This is a genomic window from Crossiella cryophila, from assembly GCF_014204915.1.
GTDB lineage: Bacteria > Actinomycetota > Actinomycetes > Mycobacteriales > Pseudonocardiaceae > Crossiella > Crossiella cryophila.
The window spans coordinates 337,342-360,547 of the sequence record NZ_JACHMH010000001.1 but is presented as its reverse complement, the minus strand read 5'-3'; the positions used below and the strand labels follow the sequence as shown (position 1 = coordinate 360,547).

The window sequence follows — 23,206 nt, the reverse complement described above, 5'->3', positions numbered from 1 at the left end:
GGGTTCAGCGCATGGCCGCGGTGATCTCCTTGGCCCATTCCCACGGGCGGGCGGTGCCGCCGGGGTTGGAGTTGAAGTACTCCCAGCCGTCCACGCCACCGAAGGTCGGGTACTTGGCGACCAGCGCGCGGATGGTGGTCTTCAGCGTGTCCAGTTCCACGTACCCGCCGCAGGAGGCCGGGTTGGTGATCACGCCGGCGACCACCTTGGCCGCCGGGATGAGCTTGCGGTCGATGATGCGGTCGTAGCCGGTGGTGTTGGCCATGCTGCCCCAGCCGCAGTAGAACTGGGCGTTGAACCAGTCGATCTTGCTGCCGCGGTCCCGGTACAGCGTCTCGTAGTTGAAGCCGGAGATGTTGCCGCCGCCATACAGCGCGCTGGCCACCGGGGCCAGGGTGATGATGAAGCCGCTGCCGAAGTCGGTGCGCAGCTGGTCGATCAGCTTGTTGATGCCCGCCTGGGACATCTTCTCCTCGACGTCGAGGTCCACGCCGTTGAGGCCGTAGGTGGTGATCACGTGCTTCAGCAGCGGGTAGAAGGTGCCGAAGTCGCGTTCCAGGTTCGCGTAGGTGCCCTGGGCCGCGCCGCCGACCATGCCGATCACGTTGATGCCGCGGTCCTGCATTGTCTTGAGGTCGCGCCACATCTGGGTGTAGCGCTCGTGTGCGGGCGGGTGGTCGTTGAGGTGCACCGTCTGGTCCGCGTTGAGGTGGATCGCGGCCACGATGAGGTCGGTGACCCCGGTGTTGTTGGTCAGCAACGGCAACGGCGAGACGTAGTCACCGGTGGCCCCGTTGCTGTACTGGGTCTGGTAGTAGACGACGGTGCGCTGGTAGGGCGCGGCCTGCGCGGGCAGGGCCATGGCCAGCAACAGGACCAGCGCCCCGCCCACCGCCGTGAGCAGTTTCCGCATCAGTGATCTCCTTCGGTGACAGGGGTTCGAGGGAGTCGTACGGTGAGGATCTCGAAGGGCCGCAGGCTCAGCTCGAACCCGTTGCCGGTCACCTCGTACTCGGTGGTCTCTGCCCAGCGGCGTTCCAGCAGGTCGGTGGAGTACGCGGCGGCGACCTCCGTGCCGAGCACGAGCCGGGTCCTGGCACGGCAGCCCAGTGCCTCGTAGAGCCGCAGGACGAGGTCGCCGCTCTGGTCCTCGGCGAGCTTGACCGACTCGACCACCACGGCGGGGTTCTCCACCGTGACCAGCGGGCTGATGGCCGTGCCGGAACCGGGGACCACCCGCTCCGGCAGGTTGATCCGGTACCCGGCGCGCACCGCGTCGGCCTTGTCCGCGCCCACCACCAGCGCGTGCCGGAACCGGTGCACGCCGTGGTCGGTCTGCGGGTCCGGGAACCGCGGCGCGCGCAGCAGCGAGGCGCGGATGACGCTGACCGTGCCACCGCCCTCGCGGGCGCTCCGGCTGATGTCGTGGCCGTAGGTGGAGTCGTTGACCAGCGCCACCCCGTAGTCCGGTTCGCCGAGGTGCACCCAGCGGTGCGCGCAGATCTCGAACTTGGCCGCGTCCCAGCTGGTGTTGGTGTGCGTTGGCCGGTACACGTGCCCGAACTGGGTTTCCGCGGCCACCCGGTCGGACTGCACGTCCACCGGGAAGCTCAGCTTGAGGAACTTCTCCGTCTCGTGCCAGTCCACCTCGGTGTCGATCTCCACCGACCGGCTGCCCGCGCGCAGGGTGAGCAGCTGGGTGACGGTGGAGACGGAGAAGGACCGCTCGATCCGGATGGTGGCCAGCTCTGCCGAGTTGGTCTCCACGCTGACCCGCTCGGACCCGGTCAGGTCGGTGACCTTGTTGCGGTAGAAGGAGTCCACGTCCCAGGCGTCCCACATGTTCGGGAAGTCCGGGTGCAGCTGCAACAGGTTCGCCCGCGCGCCGGGGGCGATCACCTCGCGGTCGGCGAGGAGGTCGTGGATCGAGCTGATCAGGCCGTCGCCGTCCACGGTCACGGTGAGGAACTCGTTGCCCAGCACCGTCACACCGTCCACTGTGGACACTGTGACCGGGTGCCCGGTGAACTCGCCGCGGGTGAGCGCGCCGGCGGCCGGGACCTCGGCGTGGGCGTGCGGGGACGCGTTGAACACCACCGGCCAGTTGCCGTCGCCTGCCAGGGCCTGCTGGGCCACCGCGATGATCTCGTTCAGCTCGTCGGCGACCGCGGCGTAGGTCTCCTCGGCCTCCCGGTGCACCCAGGCGATCGAGGAGCCGGGCAGGATGTCGTGGAACTGGTTGGTGAGCACCAGTTTCCACAGCCGGTCCAGCCGTTCGTACGGGTACTCCGCGGCCAGCCGGATCGCCGCGGTGGCCGCCCACAGCTCGGCCTCGCGCAGCAGGTGCTCGCTGCGCCGGTTGCCCTGCTTGGTCTTGGCCTGGCTGGTGTAGGTGCCGCGGTGGAACTCCAGGTACAGCTCGCCCACCCACACCGGCGCGTCCGGGTATTCCTCCTCGGCCTTGCGGAAGAACTCACCGGGTGGCTCGACCGTGACCCGGGTCGAACCCTCCACATCGGACAGTCGGGCCGCCCTGGCCAGCATCTCGCGGGTGGGGCCGCCACCGCCGTCGCCCCAGCCGAAGGGGACCAGCGAGCGGGTGGCCTTGCCCTTCTCCTGGTAGTTGCGCGCGGCGTGCGCCAGTTCCTTGCCGCTCAGCTCGGAGTTGTAGGTGTCCGCCGGCGGGAAGTGGGTGAAGATCCGGGTGCCGTCCAGGCCCTCCCACCAGAAGGTGTGGTGCGGGAACTTGTTGGTCTGGTTCCAGCTGATCTTCTGGGTGAGGAACCAGCGGGAGGCCGAGGCACGCACGATCTGCGGCATCGCCGCGGTGTAGCCGAAGGAGTCCGGCAGCCACACCTCGTTGGTCTCGATGCCGAAGCGGGACAGGAAGTAGTTCTTGCCGTGCACGAACTGCCTGGCCATCGCCTCCGCGCCGGGCATGTTGGTGTCCGACTCCACCCACATCCCGCCGACCGGCACGAACTGGCCGGTGTCGATCTTCTCCTTGACCCTGGCGAAGACCTTCGGGTGGTGCTCCTCGATCCAGGCCAGCTGCTGGGCCTGGGACATCGCGAAGTGGAAGCCGGGGTGCTCGTCCATCAGGTTGGTCACGTTGGACGCGGTGCGCGCGACCTTGCGCACGGTCTCCCGCAGCGGCCACAGCCAGGCCGAGTCGATGTGCGCGTGCCCGATCGCGGAGACCTGGTGCGCGCTGGTGTGCGCGGGGCGGCTGAGCATGTCCACCAGTTCGGCGCGGGCCGCGGTGGCGGTGCCGTTGACGTCCTGCAGGTCCACCGCGTCGATGGCCCGGTCCAGCGCGCGCAGCAGTTCCCAGCGCCGGGCCTCGGTCAGCGGCAGCTCCAGCATGAGCTGGTACAGCACCTCGATGTCCTGCACCAGGTGCCAGACCTGGTGGTCGAACACGGCCAGGTCGGCGCGCGCGATCCGGTACAGCGGCGCGTCGCTGGAGGTGAGCCGGTCGCCCTCCTGGGTGGGCTGGAACGGGATGTAGTCCAGCAGCACCGGGTTGGCCGCGGCCTCCAGGTAGTAGACCACTTCCTCCCCGCCCTGGGCCGGATCGCCCACCGGCAGCCAGGTGTTGCGCGGGTTGAGGCCCTTCACCGGCGAGCCGTCGGCGCGGTAGGCCAGGCCCTCGCACTGGAAGCCGGTCATCTTCTCGTCGAAGCCGAGGTCGAAGACCAGCTCCACGGCCAGCCCGGCCCACTCCGGCGGCACCGTGCCGGTGAGCCGGAACCAGCTGGTGCCCCAGGCCGGACCCCATTGCACGCCAACGGAAGTGGGCTCGTACTCGGCGGCGAGGCCCTCGGCCGCCGGTACCGGCTCACCGGGGGCGTGCCATACGGCGAGGTCGACGCCGACCGAGCTGGGATAGACCGCGGGGCGGATCCGCTCCCGCAGCACCCGCTCGATCCGGCCCTCGATCAGCTTGTGGTCGTCATGCATGCTTGCTACTCCAGACGTCCGGCACGTGCACAACCTCGGAGATGCCGCGGGCGGCAAGGTGTTCGGCGTCGTGTGCGACCGATGCGCGCACGACGGCTGGTCGGGCCCCCTGCCGCGCCAGGCGCAGCCAGGCCTCGAAGAACTCCCCGCCGGGACCACAGGTGGACCTGGCGGGCGCGGTGTGCTCGTCGCCGACGTCGAGCACCAGCGCGGTCTTGCGCGGAATCCGTTGGGCGGGCGCGGTTTTCTGCGCGGCGACCGCGTCCGCGATGGCCTGCCCCGCGGGTTTGCGCTGGTTGTCGTTGGTGAACAGGCCGAGCCCGTACTCCAGCTCCGGGAAGTCGGCCAGCTCCCGGCTCACGTCGTGCGAGCACCACCAGGTGATGCCCCACAGGTTGGGGCAGGACAGCGCGTTGGCCACGGTGGCCGCGGCGAACTCGCCTGCGCGCTCGGCCGGGATGTGCGGGGCGGGCGCGCCGACCTCCTGCAACCACACCGGGTGCGCCGGATCAGTGGCCCAGGCGGCGGCCAGTTCGACCTGGTACTCGGCGTAGTGCGCGGTGGCCGCGGAGTCACCGCCGTAGCGCTGCGCGGTGCCGTTGAACACCCAGGAGTGCACGTTGGTGGCCGCGCCGATCCGGGCCGCGTGCGCCGGGGTGAACGGATGCCCGTCCTGCAACCACACCGCGTCGTAGGCGCAGTGCGTGTGGAACTTCCCTGGCGCGCCGTCCTCACAGGCCGCCAGCAACCGGTGCAGCCACGACTCGGCTTCGTCCACGCCGACGGGATCCGGGTCCGGGTGCGGTTTGTCGGAGAACTGGTTGACCTCGTTGCCCAGCGTCATACCGAGGAAGTTCGGCCGATCGGCCAGCGCGGTGGCCAGCGTGTTGAGGTAGAAGGCTTCCCCGGCAACGACATCCGGGTCGGTGAACATGTTCCGCCGGTGCCAGCTCACCGTCCACGATGGACGGAAGTCGAAGCTGGACAGGTGGCCCTGCAACCCGTCCACGGCCACGTCCAGACCGCGTTCGGCCGCCGCGTCCACCACCGCCAGCAGATCCCGGATCGCGTTGGCGCGCACCAGGTTCCGGTTCGGCTGGAACACCGGCCACAGCGGGAACACCCGGATGTGGTCCAGGCCGAGGCCCGCGATCGAGTCCAGGTCCCGCCGCACCGCGTCCAGATCGAAGTCCAGCCAGTGGAAGAACCAGCCCCGCGCAGGTGTGTAGTTGACGCCGAATCGCACGCTCAACCCTTCACCGCCCCCTCACCGACCCCGCGGAAGAAGTACCGCTGCAGGCTCACGAACATCAGGATCAGCGGCGCGACGGCGATGATGGTGCCCGCCGCGACCAGCCGCTGGTCAAGGGCGAAGGTGCCCTTGAGGTAGTTGAGGCCGATGGTGAGCGTGTAGTTCTCCGGGTTGCTCAGCACGATCAACGGCCACAGGAAGTCGTCCCAGCTGAACATGAAGGAGAAGATCGCCACCACGGCCACCGAGCCCTTCACCGAGGGCAGCGCGATCCGGGTGAACCGCTGCCAGGCGTTCGCCCCGTCGATCACCGCGGCCTCCTCCACCGCCGCGGGCAGCGCGCTGAAGGCGTTGCGCATCAGCAACACGTTGAGCGCGCCGATCGCCCCCGGCAGCACCACCGCGACCAGCGTGTCGGCCAGGTTGAGGCTGCGCATCATCAGGAACAGCGAGACCAGGATCGCCTCACCGGGCACCAGCAGCGCCAGCAGGAAGGCCAGCACCGCGAAGCCCCGGCCGCGAAAACGCATGCGGGACAAGGCGTATCCGGCCATGGCCGCGCCGAGGCAGTTGAGCACCACGTTCGCGCTGGCCACCATCAGCGAGTTCAGCGCGAAGTCCCACACCGGGACCACGTCGGCGACCTTGCCGAAGTTGGCCAGCGTCGGATCGCTGGGCAGGAAGGCGGGCGGGTAGCTGTAGATGTCCTCGCCGACGCCCTTGAGCGAGGTGGACAGTTGCCACAGGAACGGGCCGATGGCCAGCAGCAGCACCGCCACCAGCACCAGGTAGCGGAGCACGAGCCGGATCCTCACGCCTCGTCCTCCTTCCGGTTCAGCCGCAGCACCAGCAACATCAGGCCGAGGGTGAGCACGAACAGCACCAGGCTCAGCGCGGAGGCGTAGCCGAGGTCGCCGTTGAGGCCGGTGGCGGTCTGGCGCATCAGCATCACCAGCGTGATGTCCGCGCCGCCGGGCCCGCCGGAGTTGCCGGAGAGGATGAAGATCTCGGAGAACACCCGGAAGGCGGCCACCGCGGACAGCGCGGCCACCAGCACCATGGTCGAGCGGATGGTGGGCACGGTGATGGAGAAGAACCGGCGGATCGGCCCTGCCCCGTCCACCTCGGCCGCCTCGTGCAGTTCCTTGGGCACGTTCGCCAGCGCGGCCAAGTAGATGATCATGTAGTAGCCCAGGCCCTTCCACACCGTCACGACCATCGCGCTGATCAGCAGCAGCGTCTCGTCGGTGAGGAAGGGGATCGGCTCGGAGATGATCTGCAAACCCTGCAACAGGCTGTTCACCAGACCGCGGCTGTCCAGCAGCCAGGTCCAGATCAGCCCGACCACCACGATGGAGGCGACCACCGGGGTGTAGAAGGCCGAGCGGAAGAAGGTGATGCCCGGCACCTGCTTCTGCACCAGCAACGCCAGCAGCAGCGGCAGGATCACCAGCGGCGGCACCACCCCGACCACGTACAGCGAGGAGTTGGTGATCGCGGTCCAGAACTGCGGATCGTCCAGCATCCTGGCGAAGTTGTCCGCCCCGGTGAACTCTCCGCCGCCGAGCGCGGTCGCGTTGGTGAAGGACAGCAGCACCGTGTTGAGGAACGGGTAGACGCTGAACAGCAGCACCACCGCCAGGCCGGGCGCGAGGAACAGCCAGGGCGTCAGCCACCACTCCCGCTTGAGCGGCTTGCGTCGCCGCGCCCCCTGGACTAGCTCAGCCATTGGGGCGCAACAGCTTGTCGCTCTGCGCGACCGCGTTGTCCAGTGCCTGCTTCGCGGACTGCTTGCCCAGCATGGCGTTGGCGATCTCGTTGCGCAGGATGGTCTTCATCTGGTCGGAGAGCTGCACCGGGGTGTAGTTGACCGCGTTGGCCAGCTGCTTGGCCGCGGCCACCCGGACCCGGCCGACGTCGGTGCCGTCCTCGGCGGTGAAGAAGCCGTCGTCCAGGGTGCCGGCGGTGCTCGGGAAGACCGTGACGATCTTGGCGAAGGCGAGCTGGTTCTTGGCGTTGGTGACGAAGCGGGCGAAGGCGATCGCGGTCGGCTTGTTCTTGCTCTGCGCGGCGATGGACAGGCCCTGCAGGTACATGTTGGCCTTGCCGGTGTTGCTCATCGGCTCGGTGATGCCGATGTTGGCGTACAGGCCGGGCGCGTCGGTGCGGAACTTCTGCAGGTCGTAGGCGCTGCCCGAGGACAGTGCGATCTGCTGGGCGAGGAACTTCGCGCCGGCGCCGGTGTAGGTGGCCGAGAGCGCCTCCGGCAGCAGTGCCTTGGCGTCGTACATGGCCTTGTACAGCTCGAGCAGCTGCACGCCCTTTGTGTCGTTGTAGGTGAACTTGGTGCCGCCCTCGTCCATCAGCGGCACGCCGAAGAGGCCGAAGTCCTCGATGCCGGGGGTCTGGCCGAGCATGGCGACCTTGCCGCCGCTGACACTGGCCAGCCGCAGTGCCTGTTCCTTCAGCTCGTCGTAGGTCTTCGGCGGCTTGTTCGGGTCCAGGCCGTTCTGGCCGAAGAGCTGCTTGTTGTAGAAGTACGGGCCGGTGTTGAGGTACCAGGGGAAGCTCGCGTTGCGGCGCAGCGCCGGGTCGGCCGAGGGCATCACGTACCCGGCCCAGGCGTTGGGCAGGTAGTCCTTCTTCGCCTCCGGGGCCGCGGTGTCCAGGTCGAGCAGCAGCTTCTTCTGGTACAGCGGGTAGGCCAGGTCGGGCGAGAGGTTCATGATGTCGGGCAGCGTGCCCGCGGTGGCGTCCGCGCTCAGCTTGTCCGCGTAGCCGTCCGCGGGCTGGTCCAGCCACTCGATCTTGGTGCCGGGGTGCTGCTTCTCGAACTCGGCGATCAGGCCGGTGAAGTAGTCGCCGAACTTGCTCTTGAGGTTCCAGGTCTGGAAGCTGACCTGCCCCTTGATCTCACCGGTGACCGACTGGTTCCCGGGTTGGGTCCCCGAACCGCCGAGTCCACAGCCGGACAGCGCGAGCACCGCCGCCGTCATCGCGGCCAACACCGTTGTCGACCCTCTGGCAAGGCGCATGACGAGAACTCCTTCGGCGGGTTTCCAGGTGGGGTGAAAATTGCGCTGTCGGTCGGGCTGCGTCAACACCGGAGAGTAGCCCTGTCCACTTTCTTGTCCAGTGCTTGACAGGCCGTGTTCACCCGCGCGACAGTGCCGGAACTAATGCGCTTTATCTCGGAATCGATAAACCGCTTTACTTCGGGAGGTGTCCACCCGGTGGAGGCAGCGGCCAGACGGGTCACCATCAGGGACATCGCCCGCGCCGCGGGGGTCTCGGAGAGCGCGGTCTCGTTCGCGCTCAACAACCGGCCCGGCGTGTCGGAGGAGACTCGCCGCCGAATCCTGAAGGTGGCCGAGGATCTGGACTGGCGGCCGAACAGCGCGGCCCGCGCGCTGTCCGCGGCCAAGACCGACGTGGTGGGCCTGGTGTTCGCCAGACCGGCCGCCACGCTGGGTGTCGAGCCATTCTTCCTGCAGCTGGTCTCCGGAATTCAGACCGCACTGGCCCGCAGTTCCACCGCGTTGCTCTTCCAGGTGGTCGAGGACCTTTCCGCCGAATGCGAGCTGTACCGCCGCTGGTGGGCCGAGCGCCGGGTGGCCGGACTGCTCGTGGTGGATCCCCGGCTGGTCGATCCGCGCCCGGCGCTGCTGGCCAAACTCGGCGTGCCCGCACTGGTGATAGGAGGCCCGTGCCCCGGCGGCACGCCCAGCATCTGGGTGGACGACGCGGCCGCGATGGGCGCCATCGTCGATCACCTGGTCGGCCTGGGCCACCGCCGGATCGCGCATATCGCCGGACTGCCCAGGCTGATCCACACCGAGCGCCGGGTGCGCTCCTTCCAGCAGGCCATGCAGCGGCACGGCCTGACCGCCGAACCCTCGCTGGCCACCGACTACAGCGTGGAGGCCGGGGCAGGGGCCACCCGCAGGCTGCTCACCGCGCCCGAACGCCCCACCGCGGTCATCTACGACAACGACGTGATGGCGGTGGCCGGCATGAGCGAGGCCAGCAAACTCGGCGTGCGGGTGCCTGCCGAGCTGTCCATCGTGGCCTGGGACGACTCCGCGCTCTGCCGCCTGACCCACCCGCAGCTCACCGCGCTGGTCAGGGACACCGCGGCCTTCGGCGCCAGGGCCGCCCGGCGATTACTGGGACTGGTCGGCGGACTGCCCGCGCAGGACGTGCAGGACGAGCTGCCCAGGCTGGAGCCCAGGGGGAGCACCGCGCCGCCTGTCGGGGGTAGCGGCTAGCGTCACCGGGGTGCGGCGGGGCGGGAGCGAGACGAGGGGTGGCCCAGTGCTCGCCCTTCCCTCCGGGGATACCCCGGGGAGCAGTGTTTCAGCTGGTCAGTGCGCCCCGCGTGGATCGGCACGCTCCGCGTGCGAGCCCCACGCGGCTCACGATGGCAGAGGTCGCCCCGTCCCGCCGCACACCTGGCGCCGCCGCTCGGCACCCGCGCCCGACCGCCATCCGCCGCTGGTTGCCGTCGGCCACCCGCGCCCACTTCCGGCGGCCGCCGGATGACCTCCGCCGACCTCCTGCACCTCGCGCGCACCGCCCTCGACGGCGCCTGGACCCGCCCGGCCCTGGCCACCCGCCTGGCCGGGATCTCGTTGCACGCCGCGCCGAACCCCGATCCCGAGGATCTCGCCGCCCGCCTGCTCGACCTGAGCCCCAGCCCGTTCTTCGGCCCGCCCGAAGCCCTGGCCCGCCTGCTCGCCGACCTGCCCCGCCAGGTCGAGCCCGCGGCAGCACCCCGCCCGCGCTGGCGAGCCGACGTCCCGCGCTGGGAGACCCCGGCCGACCTCGCCGCCGCCCTGCGCCTCACCCCCGGCGAACTCGACTGGTTCGCCGACGCCCGCACCTGGAACCGCCGTGCCGCCACACCTTTGCGGCACTACCGGCACCACTGGCTCGGCCACCGCCCCCTGGAAATCCCCAAGCCCCGCCTGGCCGAGATCCAGCGCCGCCTCAACCGCCTGCTGCTCGCCCGCCTCCCACTGCACGAGGCCGCGCACGGCTTCCGGCCCGGCCGTTCCGCCGCCACCTTCGCCGCCCCGCACGCCGGGCAGCCACTGGTCGCCCGGTTCGACCTGGCCGGGTTCTTCACCTCGATCACCGCCGCCCGGCTGCGCGCCTACTTCCGCCACCTCGGCTACCCCGGCAACCTCGCCGTCGCCCTCACCGGCCTGCTCACCACCGCCACCCCGCCCGAGGTCCTGCGGGCCGCACCGCCCGGCGCGCAACGTCACCGCCTGGCCACGCCGCACCTGCCGCAGGGCGCGCCGTCCTCACCCGCCATCGCCAACGCGCTGGCCGCGCGGCTGGACCGCCGACTGGCCGGGCTGGCCGAACGGATCGGCGCGAACTACACCCGCTACGCCGACGACCTGGCCTTCTCCGGTGATCTCCCGGTGGACCGGCTGCGCGCCGGGGTACGCCGGATCGCCGCGGACGAGGGCTTCCGGCTGCACCCCGGCAAGACCCGGATCGCGGCCGCGCACCAGCGGCAGAAGCTGGCCGGGCTGGTGGTCAACGTGCGGCCCGCGGTGTCCAGGGCGGACCACGACCGGTTGCGGGCGGTGCTGCACAACTGCGCGCGGACCGGCCCGGACGCGCAGAACCACGTCGGGCACCCTGACTTCCGCGCGCACCTGCTGGGCCGGATCGGCTGGGTCGGGGCCACCCACCCGGCCAGGGCGGCCCGGCTGCGCGCGATCTTCGACACCATCCACTGGGGGCAGGCGTGACCGAGACGATCACCGGCGAGAGCTACGCGGACGCGGTGCTGGGGCGGCAGAGCTGGACCGGGCGGCACTTCGTGGCCTGCGATTTCACCGAGGCGGACCTGCGCGGGCTGGTCACCGCGAACTGCACCTTCACCGACTGCCTCTTCGCCGGCACCGACCTCGGCGAGTCCAGGCACACCGCCAGTGCCTTCCGCAGCTGCACCTTCCGCGGCACCGTGTTCAGTGAGTCCACAATGGACAACTGCTCGCTGGTCGGCTCCTCCTTCGAGCGCTGCCGGCTGCGGCCGTGGACCCTGCGCGAGACCGACCTGTCGCTGACCGCGCTCGGCGGCGCGGACCTGCGCAGGCTGTCCCTGCGCGGCATCCGGTTCCGCGAGGCCAACCTGGTCGAGGTCGACCTGCGGCACGCCGACCTCACCGGCGCGGACCTGATGGGCGCCCGGATGCAGGGCGCCAGGCTCGGCGAGGCCGATCTGCGTGAGGCAAGGCTGGACGCGCACGCCCTGGTGCAGGCCCAGCTGGTCGGTGCGCGGGTGGACCTGGGCACCGCGGTCGCCTTCGCCGCCGCGCACGGCCTGGTCGTGGACTGACCCGGTGCTCAAGCCCTACCGCGAGTTACTCCGGGTCCCGCACCTGGGACCGATCCTGTTCCTGTCCGTGCTCGGCCGGGTGCACGCCACCGGCGCCTCGCTCGCGCTGACCTTCCTGGTGGTGTCCTGGACCGACTCCTACGCGCTGGCCGGGCTGGTCATCGGCGCGCTCACCCTGGGCAACGGGGTGTCCGGGCCGTGGCGGGGCAGGCTGGCCGACCGCCGCTCCGCGCCCCGGCTGCTCACCACCACCTGCCTGCTCTACGCCGCCGGCATGATCGCCATGCTGAGCCTGCCCGGCTGGGCCTGGCCCGCCGCGCCGGTGCTCGCACTGCTGATCGGCCTGAGCACGCCGCCGGTCGGTCCGGTCGCCCGCGCCGCCTACACCCGGCTCGCCGACGGGAACACCCGCTCGGCGGTGTTCGCGGCCGAGGCCACCCTGTTCGAGCTGGCCGTGATGAGCGGTCCGCTGCTGGCCGCGCTGACCGTCGGCCTGGCCGGACCACGTGCGGCGGTCGGGCTGATCGCCGCGCTCGCGCTGGCCAGCGTGCTCTCCTTCGCCGCCGCCCTGCGCCGGGCCGGACTCGGCGAGCCGGTGCCCACGGCGGCCGGGGCCGTGGTGACCCGGGGTTCGGTGCTGGCGGTGCCGGGGCTGACCCCGGCGCTGGTCGCGGCGATGCTGCTGATGATGGGCTTCTCCAGCGTGAACCTGGTGATCATCGCGGTGGGCCGGGAGCTGGCGCTGCCCGCGGTGGCCGGAGCACTGGTCTCGGTCTGGGCGATCGGCTCGATGATCGGCGGCCTGGTCGCGGGCGGCCGTCCGGGCACACCCCGGTACGTGCTGCGGATGGCCCTGCTCACCGCGGGCGTGGCCATTCTGGTGCCCGCGCTGCCGCCGCTGAGCACGGCCTCACCGCTGCTGATCGGCGTCCTGCTCGCGGTCGGCGGGCTGGCCATCTCACCCACCGTGGCCGCGGCCAACCAGCGCATCGGCGAACTCGCCCCGGCCGACCGGGCCGCCGAGGCGTTCGGCTGGCTGGCCAGTTTCACCACCACCGGCACCGCGCTGGCCGCCCCGTTCGCCGGCTGGCTGCTGGACACCGTCGGCCCGGCCGCCGCGGCCGGGGGCGCGGCGGTGGCGGCGCTGATCGCCACCCTGTCCGCGCTGCTCTCCACCCGACGTAAGCCCTGAGAAAAACCAGGCGCGGAATGTCGGACCCCGTGGCCACACTGGGGCAGTGCTCCGTCCCTACCGGCAACTGCTCGCCGTCCCCCACCTGGCCTCGTTGCTGGTCTGGTCCGTGCTCGCCCGACTGCACGGCACCGGGACCTCGATCGCGCTGACCTTCCTCGTCGTGGCCTGGACCGACTCCTACGCGCTGGCCGGGCTGGTGATGGGCGCGCTGACCGTGGGCAACGGCGCGTCCGGGCCGTGGCGGGGCCGGATGGCCGACCGCACCTCGGCGCCGCGGCTGATCGTGATCAGCGCGCTCTGCTACTTCGCCGGGCTGGTGGTGCTGGTCGCGCTGCCGGCGTCGGTTTGGTACGCCGCACCGGTCATCGCCTTCCTCACCGGGCTGAGCACGCCACCGGCCACCCAGGTGGTGCGCGGCGCGTTCACCCGGATCGAGAACGCCCAGGCGCGCACGGCCGCCTACGGCGCGGAGGCCACCCTGTTCGAGCTGACCTTCATGCTCGGCCCGGTGCTCACCGCCTTCGCGGTCGGCGTGCTCGGCCCGCGCTGGGCCCTCGGACTGGTCGCGGTGGTCGCGCTGGTCGCCAACCTGGCCTTCGCCGTGGTGCTGCGGCGGGCCGGGATGGACAAGCCGGTGCCGCGGCCCGTCCTGCCCGCCGGGACCCGGCGGCGCTCGGTGCTGGCCACCCCCGGCCTGGCCCTCGCGCTGGCCGCCTCGCTGTTCCTGGTGATGGCCTTCACCATGGTCGACCTGGCCATCGTGGCGCTGGGCCGGGAACTGAACATGCCCACCGTGGCCGGTGCGCTGATCGCGGTGTGGGCGGTGGGCTCGCTGGCCGGTGGCCTGATCGCGGGCGGACTGCCGGGGCAGCCGCGGCCCGCGCTGCGGATGGCGCTGGTCGGCGTCGGCATGGCCGCGCTGATCCCGGTGCTGCCGCCGGTGCTGGACCCGACCTCGCCGGTGCTGATCGGCCTGATCCTGGCCATCGGCGGGCTGGCCATCGCGCCCACCATCTCCGCTGGCAACCAGCGCATCGGCGATCTGGCCCCGCCGGACCGGGCCGCCGAGGCGGTCGGCTGGCTGGCCAGCTTCACCACCACCGGCGGCGCGCTGGCCGCGCCACTGGCCGGCTGGCTGCTGGACCGCTTCGGCCCGGCCGCCGCGGCCGCGGGCGGCGCGGTCGTGATGGTCTTCGCCACCGCGCTGATGGCCCGCTCGGTCACTGTGGTCCGGCGCACAGCACCAGCGGCTGACCAGCGCGAACCCCAGGTGCCCAAGGCAGTGTGAGCAAACATGGGATGACCTGGCCACCAACTTGTGTTGGGCTGGGCGTGATGACCACCGCCGCACCGCCCCGGACCAGCCCGCCCCAGGTCAGCCCGCGCGCCAAACTGCTCGGGCTGCTCGGCGCGGCAGGCATCGGCGTGCTGATCGTGCTGCAGTCCCGGCTCAACGGTGAACTGGGCAGGCGGATGCAGGACGGCATCGGCGCCGCGCTGATCTCCTTCGGCAGCGGGCTGCTGCTGGTGGTCGCGCTGATCCTGGTGCTGCCCGGCAGCCGCCGGGCCACCCGCCGGGTCGGGGCGGCCCTGCGCACCGGCGAACTGCGCTGGTGGCAGACCCTGGGCGGACTCTGCGGCGCGCTGCTGGTGTTCTCCCAGGGCGTGGCGGTGGCCGCGCTCGGCGTCGCGGTGTTCACCGTGGCGGTGGTGGCCGGGCAGGCGCTGAGCAGCCTGGCGGTGGACCGCGCCGGCCTCGGCCCGGCAGGCCCGCAGCCGCTGACCGCGACCCGGATCGCCGGCGCGCTGCTCGCGGTGGCCGCCGTGCTGGTCGCGGTGTCCGAACGACTGGGCAACCCCGGCACGCTGGCACTGGCCGTGCTGCCGCTGCTGGCCGGGATCGGCATGGCCTGGCAGCAGGCGCAGAACGGCCAGGTCAAGGAGGTCGCGGGCGCCGCGCTGCCGGCCGCACTGGTCAACTTCCTGGCGGGCACCGCGGCGTTGCTGGTGCTCGGCGTGATCCACTTCGCCGCCGAGGGCCTGCCGGCCGAACTGCCCGGCGACCCGCTGCTCTACCTCGGCGGCGTGGTCGGCGTGGCCTTCATCGCCGGGGCCGCCGCACTGGTCAGGGTCACCGGCGTGCTGCTGCTCGGCCTCGGCTCGGTGGCCGGCCAGCTGCTCGGCGCGCTCGCCCTGGACCTGCTGTTCCCGGCCGCGGACACGCACCTGTCCTGGGTGGCCGTCACCGGCACCCTGCTGACCCTGCTCGCGGTCGGCGTGGCCGCGTTGCCCAAGCGCGGTTGAGTCACAAACCGGTTACGGTGCGTTGCCGCCCGTGGTCGCGGTGTGGGACCACGGAGGTATGAGCCTGAAGGTCGGTGACGTGGTCGAAGTCCTTGGCGCGCAAGAGATTCTGGCGACACTGGACGAACGCGGCGAACTGGACGAGTTGCCGTTCATGCCGGAGATGCTCCGTTACTGCGGGCAGCGGATGACCGTGCACAAGGTGGCCCACAAGCTGTGCGACTCGATCACCCAGACCGGGTTGCGCCGGATGGCCCGCGCGGTGCACCTGACCGGCGCGCGCTGCGACGGTTCCGCGCACGGCGGCTGCCAGACCGCTTGCTCGCTGTACTGGAAGGAACAGTGGCTGCGCCGGATCGAACCCGGCCAGCTCAACCTCCGCAGGCCCGAACCCCTTGGCAAGCCGAACCTGCCGCTGCTGGTCAACGCCACCACCAAGGGCGCCGACCCGGACGGTCAGGCCCGCTACTCCTGCCAGGCCACCGAATTGCTGCGGGCCGCGCCGATCTGCATGCCGGTGCTCAGCCTCGGCCAGTACGTCACCGATGTGCGCACCGGCAACGTCGGCCCGCTGCTGGCCCTGCGCGGACTGCTGGTCGGGGTGTTCAACCGGATCCAGGTGGAGACCCGCAAACGCCTGCCGGCCAAGGTGCTGTTCAAGGGCGGCCGCAACTGGGGCTTCCTCAACGCGGGCCAGCCGGGCAAGACCCCGACGGCCAAGCTCAACCTGCAACCCGGCGAGCTGGTGCGGATCCGGACCAGGGCGGAGATCGAGGCCACCCTGGACGACAACCTGCGCAACCGCGGCATGAGCTTCGACGAGGAGATGGCGCACTTCTGCGGCCGCACCGCCAGGGTGCTGGCCAGCGTGGACCGCTGCATCGACGAGCGCACCGGCCGGATGCTGCACCTGGGCAACCCGTGCATCGTGCTGGAGGGCGTGATCTGCCTCGGCCTCTACAACGGCAACTGCCCGCGCGAGTTCGTCCCGTTCTGGCGGGAGATCTGGCTGGAACGGGTCGAGCAGAGCCAGCCTGCGTGACATGGGATTATTGAGGTCGTGACGGCAACGATCCTGGACGGCAAGGCGACCAAGAACGCCATCTTCGAGCAGCTGCGGCCGCGGGTGGACGCACTGCGTGAGCGGGGCATCGTGCCCGGCCTGGGCACCGTGCTGGTCGGTGACGACCCAGGGTCGGCGATGTACGTGCGCTCCAAGCACAAGGACTGCGCGCAGCTGGGCATCAACTCGATCCGCCGCGATCTGCCCGCCGAGATCACCCAGGACGAACTGGCCAAGGTGATCGACGAGCTGAACGCGGACCCGGACTGCACCGCCTACATCGTGCAGCTGCCGCTGCCCAAGCACATCGACGCGAACGCGATCCTGGAGCGGATCGACCCGGCCAAGGACGCCGACGGCCTGCACCCGGTCAACCTGGGCCGCCTGGTGCTCGGTAAGGAAGCGCCGCTGCCCTGCACCCCGCACGGCATCATCCGGCTGCTCCGCCAGTACGAGGTGCCGATCAACGGGGCGCACGTGGTCGTGGTCGGCCGTGGCATCACCGTCGGCCGGTCCATGGGCCTGCTGCTGACCCGCAAGTCGGAGAACGCCACGGTCACCCTGTGCCACACCGGCACCAAGGACCTGGCCGCCGAGGTCCGCCGGGCCGACATCGTGATCGCCGCGGCCGGTGTGCCCGCGCTGATCACCCCGGACATGGTCAAGCCCGGCGCGGCCGTGCTGGACGTGGGCGTGAGCCGCACCGACAGCGGAGTCTCCGGTGACGTGCACCCCGACGTGCGCGAGATCGCCGGGTTCTTCTCGCCCAACCCCGGCGGCGTCGGCCCGATGACCAGGGCGCTGCTGGTCAGCAACGTGGTCGAGGCGGCCGAGCGAGCGGCGGGATGAGCGTGACCGCCGGCCTGCCGCCCGCCGGGAACCTGCCGCCCGCCCAGGACCGGCGGCCCGGCTGGCTGCGGGTGGTGCCGTTCCTGGTGGTGCTGGCCATGGTGATCTTCGGGTTCGTGCTGATCCTGATGTACCACTGGAAACGCGGCACGGTGACGCTGGCCGGCGGGCTGTTCCTGGCCGCGGTGTTCCGGGCCGCGCTGCCGCCGGAGGTCTGCCTGCTGCTGGCCATCCGGAGCAGGCCGATCGACGTGCTCACCTACGGCGGCTTCGCGACGATGATCACATATGTGGCCATGACCATCGGCCCCTGACGAGAGACGCTGCTCACCGGAGAACTCCGGCTCCCACCGGTGTTGGTAACCTCCGGGAGCCGGGCACTCAGCCCGGTGATGCGGTCCCGCGGTTGTGACCGCCGCCGGAGGCCTTACCGGTCTTTTCGCAGCGCGTCCGTGGACCCACCCCATGGAAGAACATGCGGATCGGAAGGACTTCCCCAGTGGCACGCTCCGGCAAGGTCGCCGTAATCGGCGCCGGTTTCTACGGCTCCACCACGGCGCAGCGGCTGGCCGAGTACGACATCTTCGACACCGTCGTGCTGACCGACATCATCGACGGCAAGGCCGAGGGCCTGGCGCTGGACCTGAACCAGTCCCGCCCGGTCGAGGGCTTCGAGACCAAGGTCGTCGGCCAGACCACCGGTCGCGACGGCAGTGGCTACGAGGCCATCGCGGGCTCGGACATCGTGGTGATCACCGCCGGTCTGCCGCGCAAGCCCGGCATGAGCCGGATGGACCTGATCGAGACCAACGCCAAGATCGTCCGCCAGGTCGCGGAGAACGTCGCCAAGCACGCCCCCGAGGCCGTGGTGATCGTCGTCTCCAACCCGCTGGACGAGATGACCGCGCTGGCCCAGCTCGCCACCCAGTTCCCGAAGAACCGGGTCATCGGCCAGGCGGGCATGCTCGACACCGCCCGCTTCACCAACTTCGTGGCCGAGACGCTGGCCGTGCCGGTCGGCTCGGTCAAGACGCTGACCCTTGGCTCGCACGGCGACACCATGGTGCCGGTGCCCTCGGCCTGCTCGGTCAACGGCAAGCCGCTCGCCGAGCTGCTGCCCGCCGACAAGATCGAGGAGCTGGTCACCCGGACCCGCAACGGTGGCGCCGAGGTCGTGGCGCTGCTCAAGACCGGCTCGGCCTACTACGCGCCGTCCGCCGCCGCCGCCCGCATGGCCAAGGCCGTGCAGGAGGACTCCGGCGCGGTCATGCCGGTCTGCGCCTGGGTCGACGGCGAGTTCGGCATCGAGGGCGTCTACCTCGGCGTCACCGCCGAGCTGGGCAAGGGCGGCATCAAGAAGGTCGTGGAGACCGAGCTGACCGACACCGAGCTGGCCGCGCTCAAGGAGGCCGCCGAGGCCGTCCGCGCCAAGCAGGCCGACGTCCAGAGCCTCTGATTCACCCGCTCTGCCGGGACGCGCCGCCCTCCGCCAGGAAGGCCAGCGCGTCCCGGTAGAACCGGCGGCTCACGTTCACCGCGTGCCCGGCGTCCGGGTAGAGCACCAGCCGCCCGTTCGGCAGCAGCTCAGCGGTCTCGGTGAACAGCTCCGGCGTCCAGAAGTAGTCCCGCGCCCCGGCCACCACCAGCGCCGGGGTGGTGATCTCCGGCAGCCGCGCACGCAGGTCGACCCGATCCTCGGCCTCGATCATCGCCAGCATGTCCACCGGGTTCAGCGGCCACGGTCCGAAGTTGCCGACCGTCCACATCAGCCCGCGCAACACCCGCAGCAGCACCGGGTTCCTGGTGAACCCCTCGGCCAGCAGGTGGTAACCGGGTTTGCGCTCGGCCAGCCGGTGCGCCATCTCCCACTGCGCCTTCCGCGCCACCGGTCCCAGCGTGTACGCGGTCGAGGCCAGCACCACCCGCGACACCACCTCCGGGTGATCGGCGGTGAGCTGCAGCGCCACCGTGCCGCCGGTCGAATGTCCAACCAGCGCAACAGGTTCGCCGAAGTGCGCGCTGATCGCCGCCGCGTGCTCGCCCGCGATCTCGGCCATCGACATCCCGCGGACCAGCCCCGGCCTGCGGTTGACCAGATAGACCCGCCAGCCACCCGAGGCCAGTGGCCGCACCGATCGGATCGCCATCCGCGCGGGCAGCCCGGAGGGGTTCACGTGCTCGGGGGTGAAGCCCGGCAGATAAACCAGTGGCCGCCCGGAACCCACTGCCAGATAAGGGAAACCGCCGGGCAGCGTGCCCACCTCGACGTCCTTCACCTGGTCAGCCCGGTCGCCACGAACTCGATCATCTGCTCCGCCACCTCGTCGTAGACCTCGCCGAACTCGTTGCGGTGCAACGGAAGCAACAGCACCGCGCGCAACAGGCCGAGCACCACCTCCGGCCGCCGACCGGTCAGCCCGGTGCGGGCCAGGAACTCCGCGATCGGCAGCATCGCCTGCCCGTGCAACTCCGCGGCCCGCTCCGGGGACAGCCGCGCGGTCACCGCGGCCAGCTCGGCCGGATGCGTGATCAGCCTGCGGTACAACGGATCCTCGTCCAGCACCGCCAGCACCGCGCGCAGGAACGCGCCGATCGCCGCCCGTGGCTCACCGTCCAGCGTGGCCAGCAGCCGGGTCCGGATGGCGGGCGCGTTGGCCAGCATCAGCTCGCAGTAGAGCGACTCCTTGGCCTCGAAGAAGGCGTAGAAGCTGGTCTTGGCGATCCCGGCGGACGCGGTCAGCTCGGCCAGGGAGGTCTTCCGCAGACCCTGCGCCACGAACAGCTCCCGGCCACTGGCCAGCAGCTCCGCCCTGATCCGGGCCCGGTCCCGCTCGTCGAAGTGGGCAGGCACGACCTCTCCTGTGAATCAATGAACGATCTATTCTTTCGTTCATTGTCCGCCTGATGCTTGCCGCGCGCCAGTACCGGGGTACGAACTAGGGGAGATGCCCGCCCCGAGAAGGAGCCAGCAGTGACCGATGTCGAGCTGACCAGCCCGCGGCGCATCACCTGGCCGGTGCCCGAGCCCGAGCTGCCCGACGCGGTGCACAACGCGCTGGCCGAGGCCGCTCGCGCCGCGGCCACCGCACTGCGTGCCGCCCGGCACCGCTTCGACCGGGAGGAACTGAGCGAGGTCGTCCGGATGGGCGCGGACGGCACGCCGACCCAGCGGGTGGACGACCTGGTGGAGAACGCCATCGCCGAGGCCGCCGCCCGCAACGGGGTCAACCTGCTCAGCGAGGAGGCCGGGTTCCTGGACCACGGCTCCGCGCTGACCCTGGTGGTCGACCCGGTGGACGGCACCGGCAACTCCGCCGCCGGCGTCCCGCTGAGCTGCTTCGCCGGCGTGCTCGCACTGGACGGCCAGCCCCTGGAGGCGCTGACCTGCTGGTTCGACACCGGCCACAGCTGGTACGCGCGCACCGGCGAGCCCACCGCCTACCGCACCACCGGCCGCACCACCCTGGACGGCGCGCAGCTCTGCCTGCAACGCCCCAAGAACAACCAGGACACCTGGTCCAGGGTGGCCGCCAGGGCGTCGCGGGTGCGGGTGCTGGGCACCACCGCGCTGGAGTGCGCGCTGGTCGCCGAGGGTTCGGTGGACGCCTACGTGGACCCGGGCTCGGACACCCACCGGATCATGGACCTGGCCGCGGCCATGGTCACCGTGCCCGCCGCCGGCGGCGTGGTGATCGACGCCAGGGGCCGCCCGCTGGAACTGGACGTGGACCTGACCCGCCGCTGGTCCGGCATCGCGGCGGCCACCCCGCAGCTGGCCGAGGAACTGGCCGCGCTGGTGCTCAGCGAGCCTGCTGGTTGACCGAACAGGGCACGGCCGCGCCGCTGGCCAGCAACCGCTCCAGCGGCGCCGCCTTGGCCAGGCACTCCTGCCACTCCGCCAGCGGATCCGAGTCCGCGGTGATCCCGCCGCCGACCCCGAGCCGCAGCTCGCCGCCCTGGATCTCCAGCGTCCGGATGGCCACGTTCAGCTCCATCCCGGCTACCGGCGAGGCCAGGCCGATCGCCCCGCAGTAGACCTGCCGTGGCTGGTCCTCCAGCTCGGCGATGATCTCCAGCGCGCGCACCTTGGGCGCGCCGGTGACCGAGCCGGGCGGGAAGGTCGCCTCCAGCAGCATCGCGTCGTCCACCTCCGGCCGCAGCTCGCCCTGCACGGTGGACACCAGGTGCCACACGCCCGGCGCGGGCCGCACCACCAGCAGTTCCGGCACGGTGACCGACCCCGGCACGCAGACTCGGCCCAGGTCGTTGCGCACCAGGTCCACGATCATCACGTTCTCCGCCACGTCCTTGGCGGAGCGGCGCAGCCGGGCCGCGTTGCCCTCGTCCTCCGGCCCGCGACGGGGCAGCGTGCCCTTGATCGGACTGGACCGCACGGTGCGCCCATGCCGGGCCAGGAACAACTCGGGGGAGAAGGACACCACCGCGCCCCAGTCCCCGGCGACATAGGCCGCGCGGGCCGGATTCAGCCGGGCCACGCCCTCGGCGAACAGCTCCGCCGGCTCGCCCTCGAACTCGGCGGCGAACTGGGTGCACACATTGGCCTGGAAGATCTCCCCGGCCGCGATGTTGTCCACACAACCGGCCACCGCGGCCTGATGCCTGCGCGCCGAGGCCCTGCGCAACGGCCCGGCCCGCCACGGCCGCGGCGCGGGCTCGCCGCGCGCGGCCACCAGCTCGGCCAGTTCCGCCGCCAGCGCAACGGGTTCGTCCCGGTTGTCCGGTACCAGCGCCTCGAACCACCACTGTCCACTGTGGTCCAGCCGGAGCACGTGATCGGCCCAGCCCCACACCGCGTTGGCCAGTCCACGCGGCTGCGTCCAGGACCCGGGATCGGTGAGCCCGTAACCGAGATAGCCGAACCAGCCCCCACCGACCGTGCCCGGCGGCACCGCCCCGGTCACCGTGGGTTGCAGACAGGGCACCGTTTCCGCCACCCCATCCACCACCGGGTTGACCTGCACCGAGGGCAGCAACACCGCCCGCGACCCAAACCAGTCGCCGGTCAGCGCGGCAGGCGGCGGCAGTCCCAGTTCGTGCGCACGCGCCACCAGCCGCCGGAACACCAGTTCCGGGGCGATGTGCCGGCCAACGGGCCGGGTGAGCACGTGCACGCGCGCATCATGACTGGTGAGCCCGTTTCAGAACAGCAAATGTGGCAAGCCGAACTCACCCCCACCCGGCGTGTTGGCCGTTGTCGTACGCAGTGTTGGCCGTTGTTGTACGCCACGTTGGCCGTTGTCGTACGCCGCCTCGGGCGCCGGGCTTCGTGGACCGTCTCCTAGGGTTGGGCTTCGTGGCTGAGCACGGACGTAAGGGTGACCCGCCGCCGATGCCGGAACCGCTTCCGGTGCCGGTGGTCGACGCGCACACCCATCTGGATGCCTGCGGATTCACCGACCCCGAATCGGTGCGGGCCGCGGTGGACCGGGCCGCCTCGGTCGGCGTGGGGCGGGTGATCACGGTGGCCGACGACCTGCCATCGGCGCGCTGGGTGGTGGAGGCGGCTGGCTGGGATGAGCGGGTGTTCGCGGCTGTCGCGTTGCATCCCACCCGGACCAGTGTGTTCGGCGACGCCGAGCGGACCGAGCTGGAGAAGCTCGCGGCCGCGCCGAGGGTGGTCGCGGTGGGCGAGACCGGCCTCGACTACTACTGGGACTACGCGCCGCCCGCTGCCCAGGACCCGGCCTTCCGGTGGCACATCGATCTGGCCAAGCGGCTGGACAAGGCGCTGATGATCCACGACCGGGACGCGCACGCGGACGTGCTGCGGATCCTGGACGAGGAGGGGGCGCCGGAGACCGTGGTCTTCCACTGCTTCTCCGGTGACGCTGCGTTCGCCCGGAAGTGTGTGGACAAGGGCTATGTGCTGTCTTTCGCCGGTCCGGTGACCTTCCGTAACTCCGCCGACCTCCGCGAAGCGGCCCGGCTGGTCCCGGACGACCAGTTCCTGATCGAGACCGACGCTCCGTTCCTGACCCCGCACCCGTACCGCGGCCGACCCAACGAGCCCTACGCCGTTACCTATACAGCGCGTGTCATCGCGTCACTCAGGGGAGTGGATGTGGCCGAACTCGCCGAGATCACCTCCGCGACGGCCGAACGAGTGTTCCGGCTGGCAGAGCGCTCGGCGATGCAATGAGGACGCTCAGTGACCCCGGTTCGTTGCTGTGCGCCGGATCACAAAACGCCAACGGGGTCTTT

The 23,206-nt window shown here is 71.1% G+C and carries 21 protein-coding genes; 12 read left to right on the top strand and 9 right to left on the bottom strand.

The genetic code is table 11. The annotated features are described in order from the left end of the window. Positions 1 to 4: 4 nt before the first annotated feature. Genes HNR67_RS01660 through HNR67_RS01635 form a run of 6 tightly spaced genes read right to left on the bottom strand, consistent with a single transcriptional unit; the run spans position 5 to position 8,250 of the window. Complete coding sequence (locus HNR67_RS01660; RefSeq protein ID WP_185000232.1) at positions 5 to 913, bottom strand: glycosyl hydrolase family 18 protein; 909 nt, start codon at positions 911 to 913, stop codon at positions 5 to 7. After that, complete coding sequence (locus HNR67_RS01655; RefSeq protein ID WP_185000231.1) at positions 913 to 3,963, bottom strand: alpha-mannosidase; 3,051 nt, start codon at positions 3,961 to 3,963, stop codon at positions 913 to 915. Before HNR67_RS01655 ends, HNR67_RS01660 begins: the two co-directional genes overlap by 1 nt. Next, a complete protein-coding gene (locus HNR67_RS01650) occupies positions 3,956 to 5,209 on the bottom strand; it encodes a glycoside hydrolase 5 family protein (protein WP_312989484.1) in 1,254 nt (417 codons plus the stop codon). The genes HNR67_RS01655 and HNR67_RS01650 overlap by 8 nt, the downstream gene beginning before the upstream one ends. Before the next feature lie 2 nt (positions 5,210 to 5,211). Beyond that, positions 5,212 to 6,030: a carbohydrate ABC transporter permease gene (locus tag HNR67_RS01645; RefSeq protein WP_185000229.1), complete on the bottom strand. Its 819-nt coding sequence runs from the start codon at positions 6,028 to 6,030 to the stop codon at positions 5,212 to 5,214. After that, the gene (locus HNR67_RS01640) at positions 6,027 to 6,944 is read right to left on the bottom strand and encodes a carbohydrate ABC transporter permease (protein WP_185000228.1); all 918 of its coding nucleotides are present in this window, start codon (positions 6,942 to 6,944) and stop codon (positions 6,027 to 6,029) included. The genes HNR67_RS01645 and HNR67_RS01640 overlap by 4 nt, the downstream gene beginning before the upstream one ends. Then, positions 6,937 to 8,250, bottom strand: coding sequence for an extracellular solute-binding protein (locus HNR67_RS01635; protein ID WP_185000227.1), 1,314 nt, complete (start codon positions 8,248 to 8,250; stop codon positions 6,937 to 6,939). The genes HNR67_RS01640 and HNR67_RS01635 overlap by 8 nt, the downstream gene beginning before the upstream one ends. A 198-nt stretch (positions 8,251 to 8,448) precedes the next feature. Here HNR67_RS01635 and HNR67_RS01630 point away from each other — a divergent pair, with 198 nt between their 5' ends. The 10 genes from HNR67_RS01630 to mdh all read left to right on the top strand — a co-directional run bounded on the left by HNR67_RS01630 (position 8,449) and on the right by mdh (position 18,440). Beyond that, a complete protein-coding gene (locus tag HNR67_RS01630; protein ID WP_221489745.1) occupies positions 8,449 to 9,483 on the top strand; it encodes a LacI family DNA-binding transcriptional regulator in 1,035 nt (344 codons plus the stop codon). Between the two features lie 270 nt (positions 9,484 to 9,753). Next, entirely contained in the window at positions 9,754 to 10,983 is a 1,230-nt protein-coding gene (locus HNR67_RS01625) for a reverse transcriptase family protein (protein WP_185000225.1), read from the top strand. Beyond that, positions 10,980 to 11,573, top strand: a complete 594-nt coding sequence (locus HNR67_RS01620) for a pentapeptide repeat-containing protein (RefSeq protein ID WP_185000224.1) — start codon at positions 10,980 to 10,982, stop codon at positions 11,571 to 11,573. Before HNR67_RS01625 ends, HNR67_RS01620 begins: the two co-directional genes overlap by 4 nt. Positions 11,574 to 11,577: 4 nt before the next feature. Next, entirely contained in the window at positions 11,578 to 12,765 is a 1,188-nt protein-coding gene (locus HNR67_RS01615; protein WP_185000223.1) for an MFS transporter, read from the top strand. 46 nt (positions 12,766 to 12,811) lie between these two features. Continuing rightward, a complete protein-coding gene (locus tag HNR67_RS01610) occupies positions 12,812 to 14,056 on the top strand; it encodes an MFS transporter (RefSeq protein WP_185000222.1) in 1,245 nt (414 codons plus the stop codon). A gap of 47 nt (positions 14,057 to 14,103) precedes the next feature. Beyond that, positions 14,104 to 15,072 carry a DMT family transporter gene (locus HNR67_RS01605; protein ID WP_185000221.1) on the top strand — a complete coding sequence of 323 codons (969 nt, stop codon included), beginning with the start codon at positions 14,104 to 14,106 and terminating at the stop codon, positions 15,070 to 15,072. 58 nt (positions 15,073 to 15,130) lie between these two features. Beyond that, positions 15,131 to 16,114, top strand: coding sequence for a hypothetical protein (locus HNR67_RS01600; RefSeq protein ID WP_185000220.1), 984 nt, complete (start codon positions 15,131 to 15,133; stop codon positions 16,112 to 16,114). 18 nt (positions 16,115 to 16,132) lie between these two features. Then, entirely contained in the window at positions 16,133 to 16,984 is an 852-nt protein-coding gene (locus tag HNR67_RS01595) for a bifunctional methylenetetrahydrofolate dehydrogenase/methenyltetrahydrofolate cyclohydrolase (protein WP_185000219.1), read from the top strand. After that, entirely contained in the window at positions 16,981 to 17,298 is a 318-nt protein-coding gene (locus HNR67_RS01590) for a DUF3017 domain-containing protein (RefSeq protein ID WP_185000218.1), read from the top strand. The genes HNR67_RS01595 and HNR67_RS01590 overlap by 4 nt, the downstream gene beginning before the upstream one ends. A 185-nt stretch (positions 17,299 to 17,483) precedes the next feature. Next, the gene (gene mdh, locus HNR67_RS01585; protein WP_312986194.1) at positions 17,484 to 18,440 is read left to right on the top strand and encodes a malate dehydrogenase; all 957 of its coding nucleotides are present in this window, start codon (positions 17,484 to 17,486) and stop codon (positions 18,438 to 18,440) included. A gap of 1 nt (position 18,441) precedes the next feature. Here the strand turns inward: mdh and HNR67_RS01580 are convergent, their stop codons facing one another. Continuing rightward, positions 18,442 to 19,260: an alpha/beta fold hydrolase gene (locus HNR67_RS01580; RefSeq protein ID WP_185000216.1), complete on the bottom strand. Its 819-nt coding sequence runs from the start codon at positions 19,258 to 19,260 to the stop codon at positions 18,442 to 18,444. Next, entirely contained in the window at positions 19,257 to 19,835 is a 579-nt protein-coding gene (locus HNR67_RS01575; RefSeq protein WP_185000215.1) for a TetR/AcrR family transcriptional regulator, read from the bottom strand. The genes HNR67_RS01580 and HNR67_RS01575 overlap by 4 nt, the downstream gene beginning before the upstream one ends. A 120-nt stretch (positions 19,836 to 19,955) precedes the next feature. On the opposite strand from HNR67_RS01575, the gene HNR67_RS01570 reads away from it, so the two are divergent. Beyond that, a complete protein-coding gene (locus tag HNR67_RS01570; RefSeq protein WP_312986193.1) occupies positions 19,956 to 20,804 on the top strand; it encodes an inositol monophosphatase family protein in 849 nt (282 codons plus the stop codon). On the opposite strand, the gene HNR67_RS01565 is transcribed toward HNR67_RS01570, so the two are convergent. Next, positions 20,785 to 22,116 (bottom strand): aminodeoxychorismate synthase component I, encoded by a 1,332-nt coding sequence (locus HNR67_RS01565; protein WP_185000214.1) that lies wholly within the window; start codon positions 22,114 to 22,116, stop codon positions 20,785 to 20,787. The genes HNR67_RS01570 and HNR67_RS01565 overlap by 20 nt on opposite strands. Before the next feature lie 218 nt (positions 22,117 to 22,334). Between HNR67_RS01565 and HNR67_RS01560 the strand changes: the two genes are divergently transcribed. Next, entirely contained in the window at positions 22,335 to 23,144 is an 810-nt protein-coding gene (locus HNR67_RS01560; protein WP_185000213.1) for a TatD family hydrolase, read from the top strand. Positions 23,145 to 23,206 lie beyond the last annotated feature (62 nt).

Coding starts and splice junctions, on each gene's coding strand:
- HNR67_RS01655 (WP_185000231.1), bottom strand. CDS start 3,963: ATGCATGACGACCACAAGCTGATCGAGGGCCGGATCGAGCGGGTGCTG.
- HNR67_RS01590 (WP_185000218.1), top strand. CDS start 16,981: ATGAGCGTGACCGCCGGCCTGCCGCCCGCCGGGAACCTGCCGCCCGCC.
- HNR67_RS01640 (WP_185000228.1), bottom strand. CDS start 6,944: ATGGCTGAGCTAGTCCAGGGGGCGCGGCGACGCAAGCCGCTCAAGCGG.
- HNR67_RS01560 (WP_185000213.1), top strand. CDS start 22,335: ATGCCGGAACCGCTTCCGGTGCCGGTGGTCGACGCGCACACCCATCTG.
- HNR67_RS01605 (WP_185000221.1), top strand. CDS start 14,104: ATGACCACCGCCGCACCGCCCCGGACCAGCCCGCCCCAGGTCAGCCCG.
- HNR67_RS01600 (WP_185000220.1), top strand. CDS start 15,131: ATGAGCCTGAAGGTCGGTGACGTGGTCGAAGTCCTTGGCGCGCAAGAG.
- HNR67_RS01635 (WP_185000227.1), bottom strand. CDS start 8,250: ATGCGCCTTGCCAGAGGGTCGACAACGGTGTTGGCCGCGATGACGGCG.
- HNR67_RS01660 (WP_185000232.1), bottom strand. CDS start 913: ATGCGGAAACTGCTCACGGCGGTGGGCGGGGCGCTGGTCCTGTTGCTG.
- HNR67_RS01625 (WP_185000225.1), top strand. CDS start 9,754: ATGACCTCCGCCGACCTCCTGCACCTCGCGCGCACCGCCCTCGACGGC.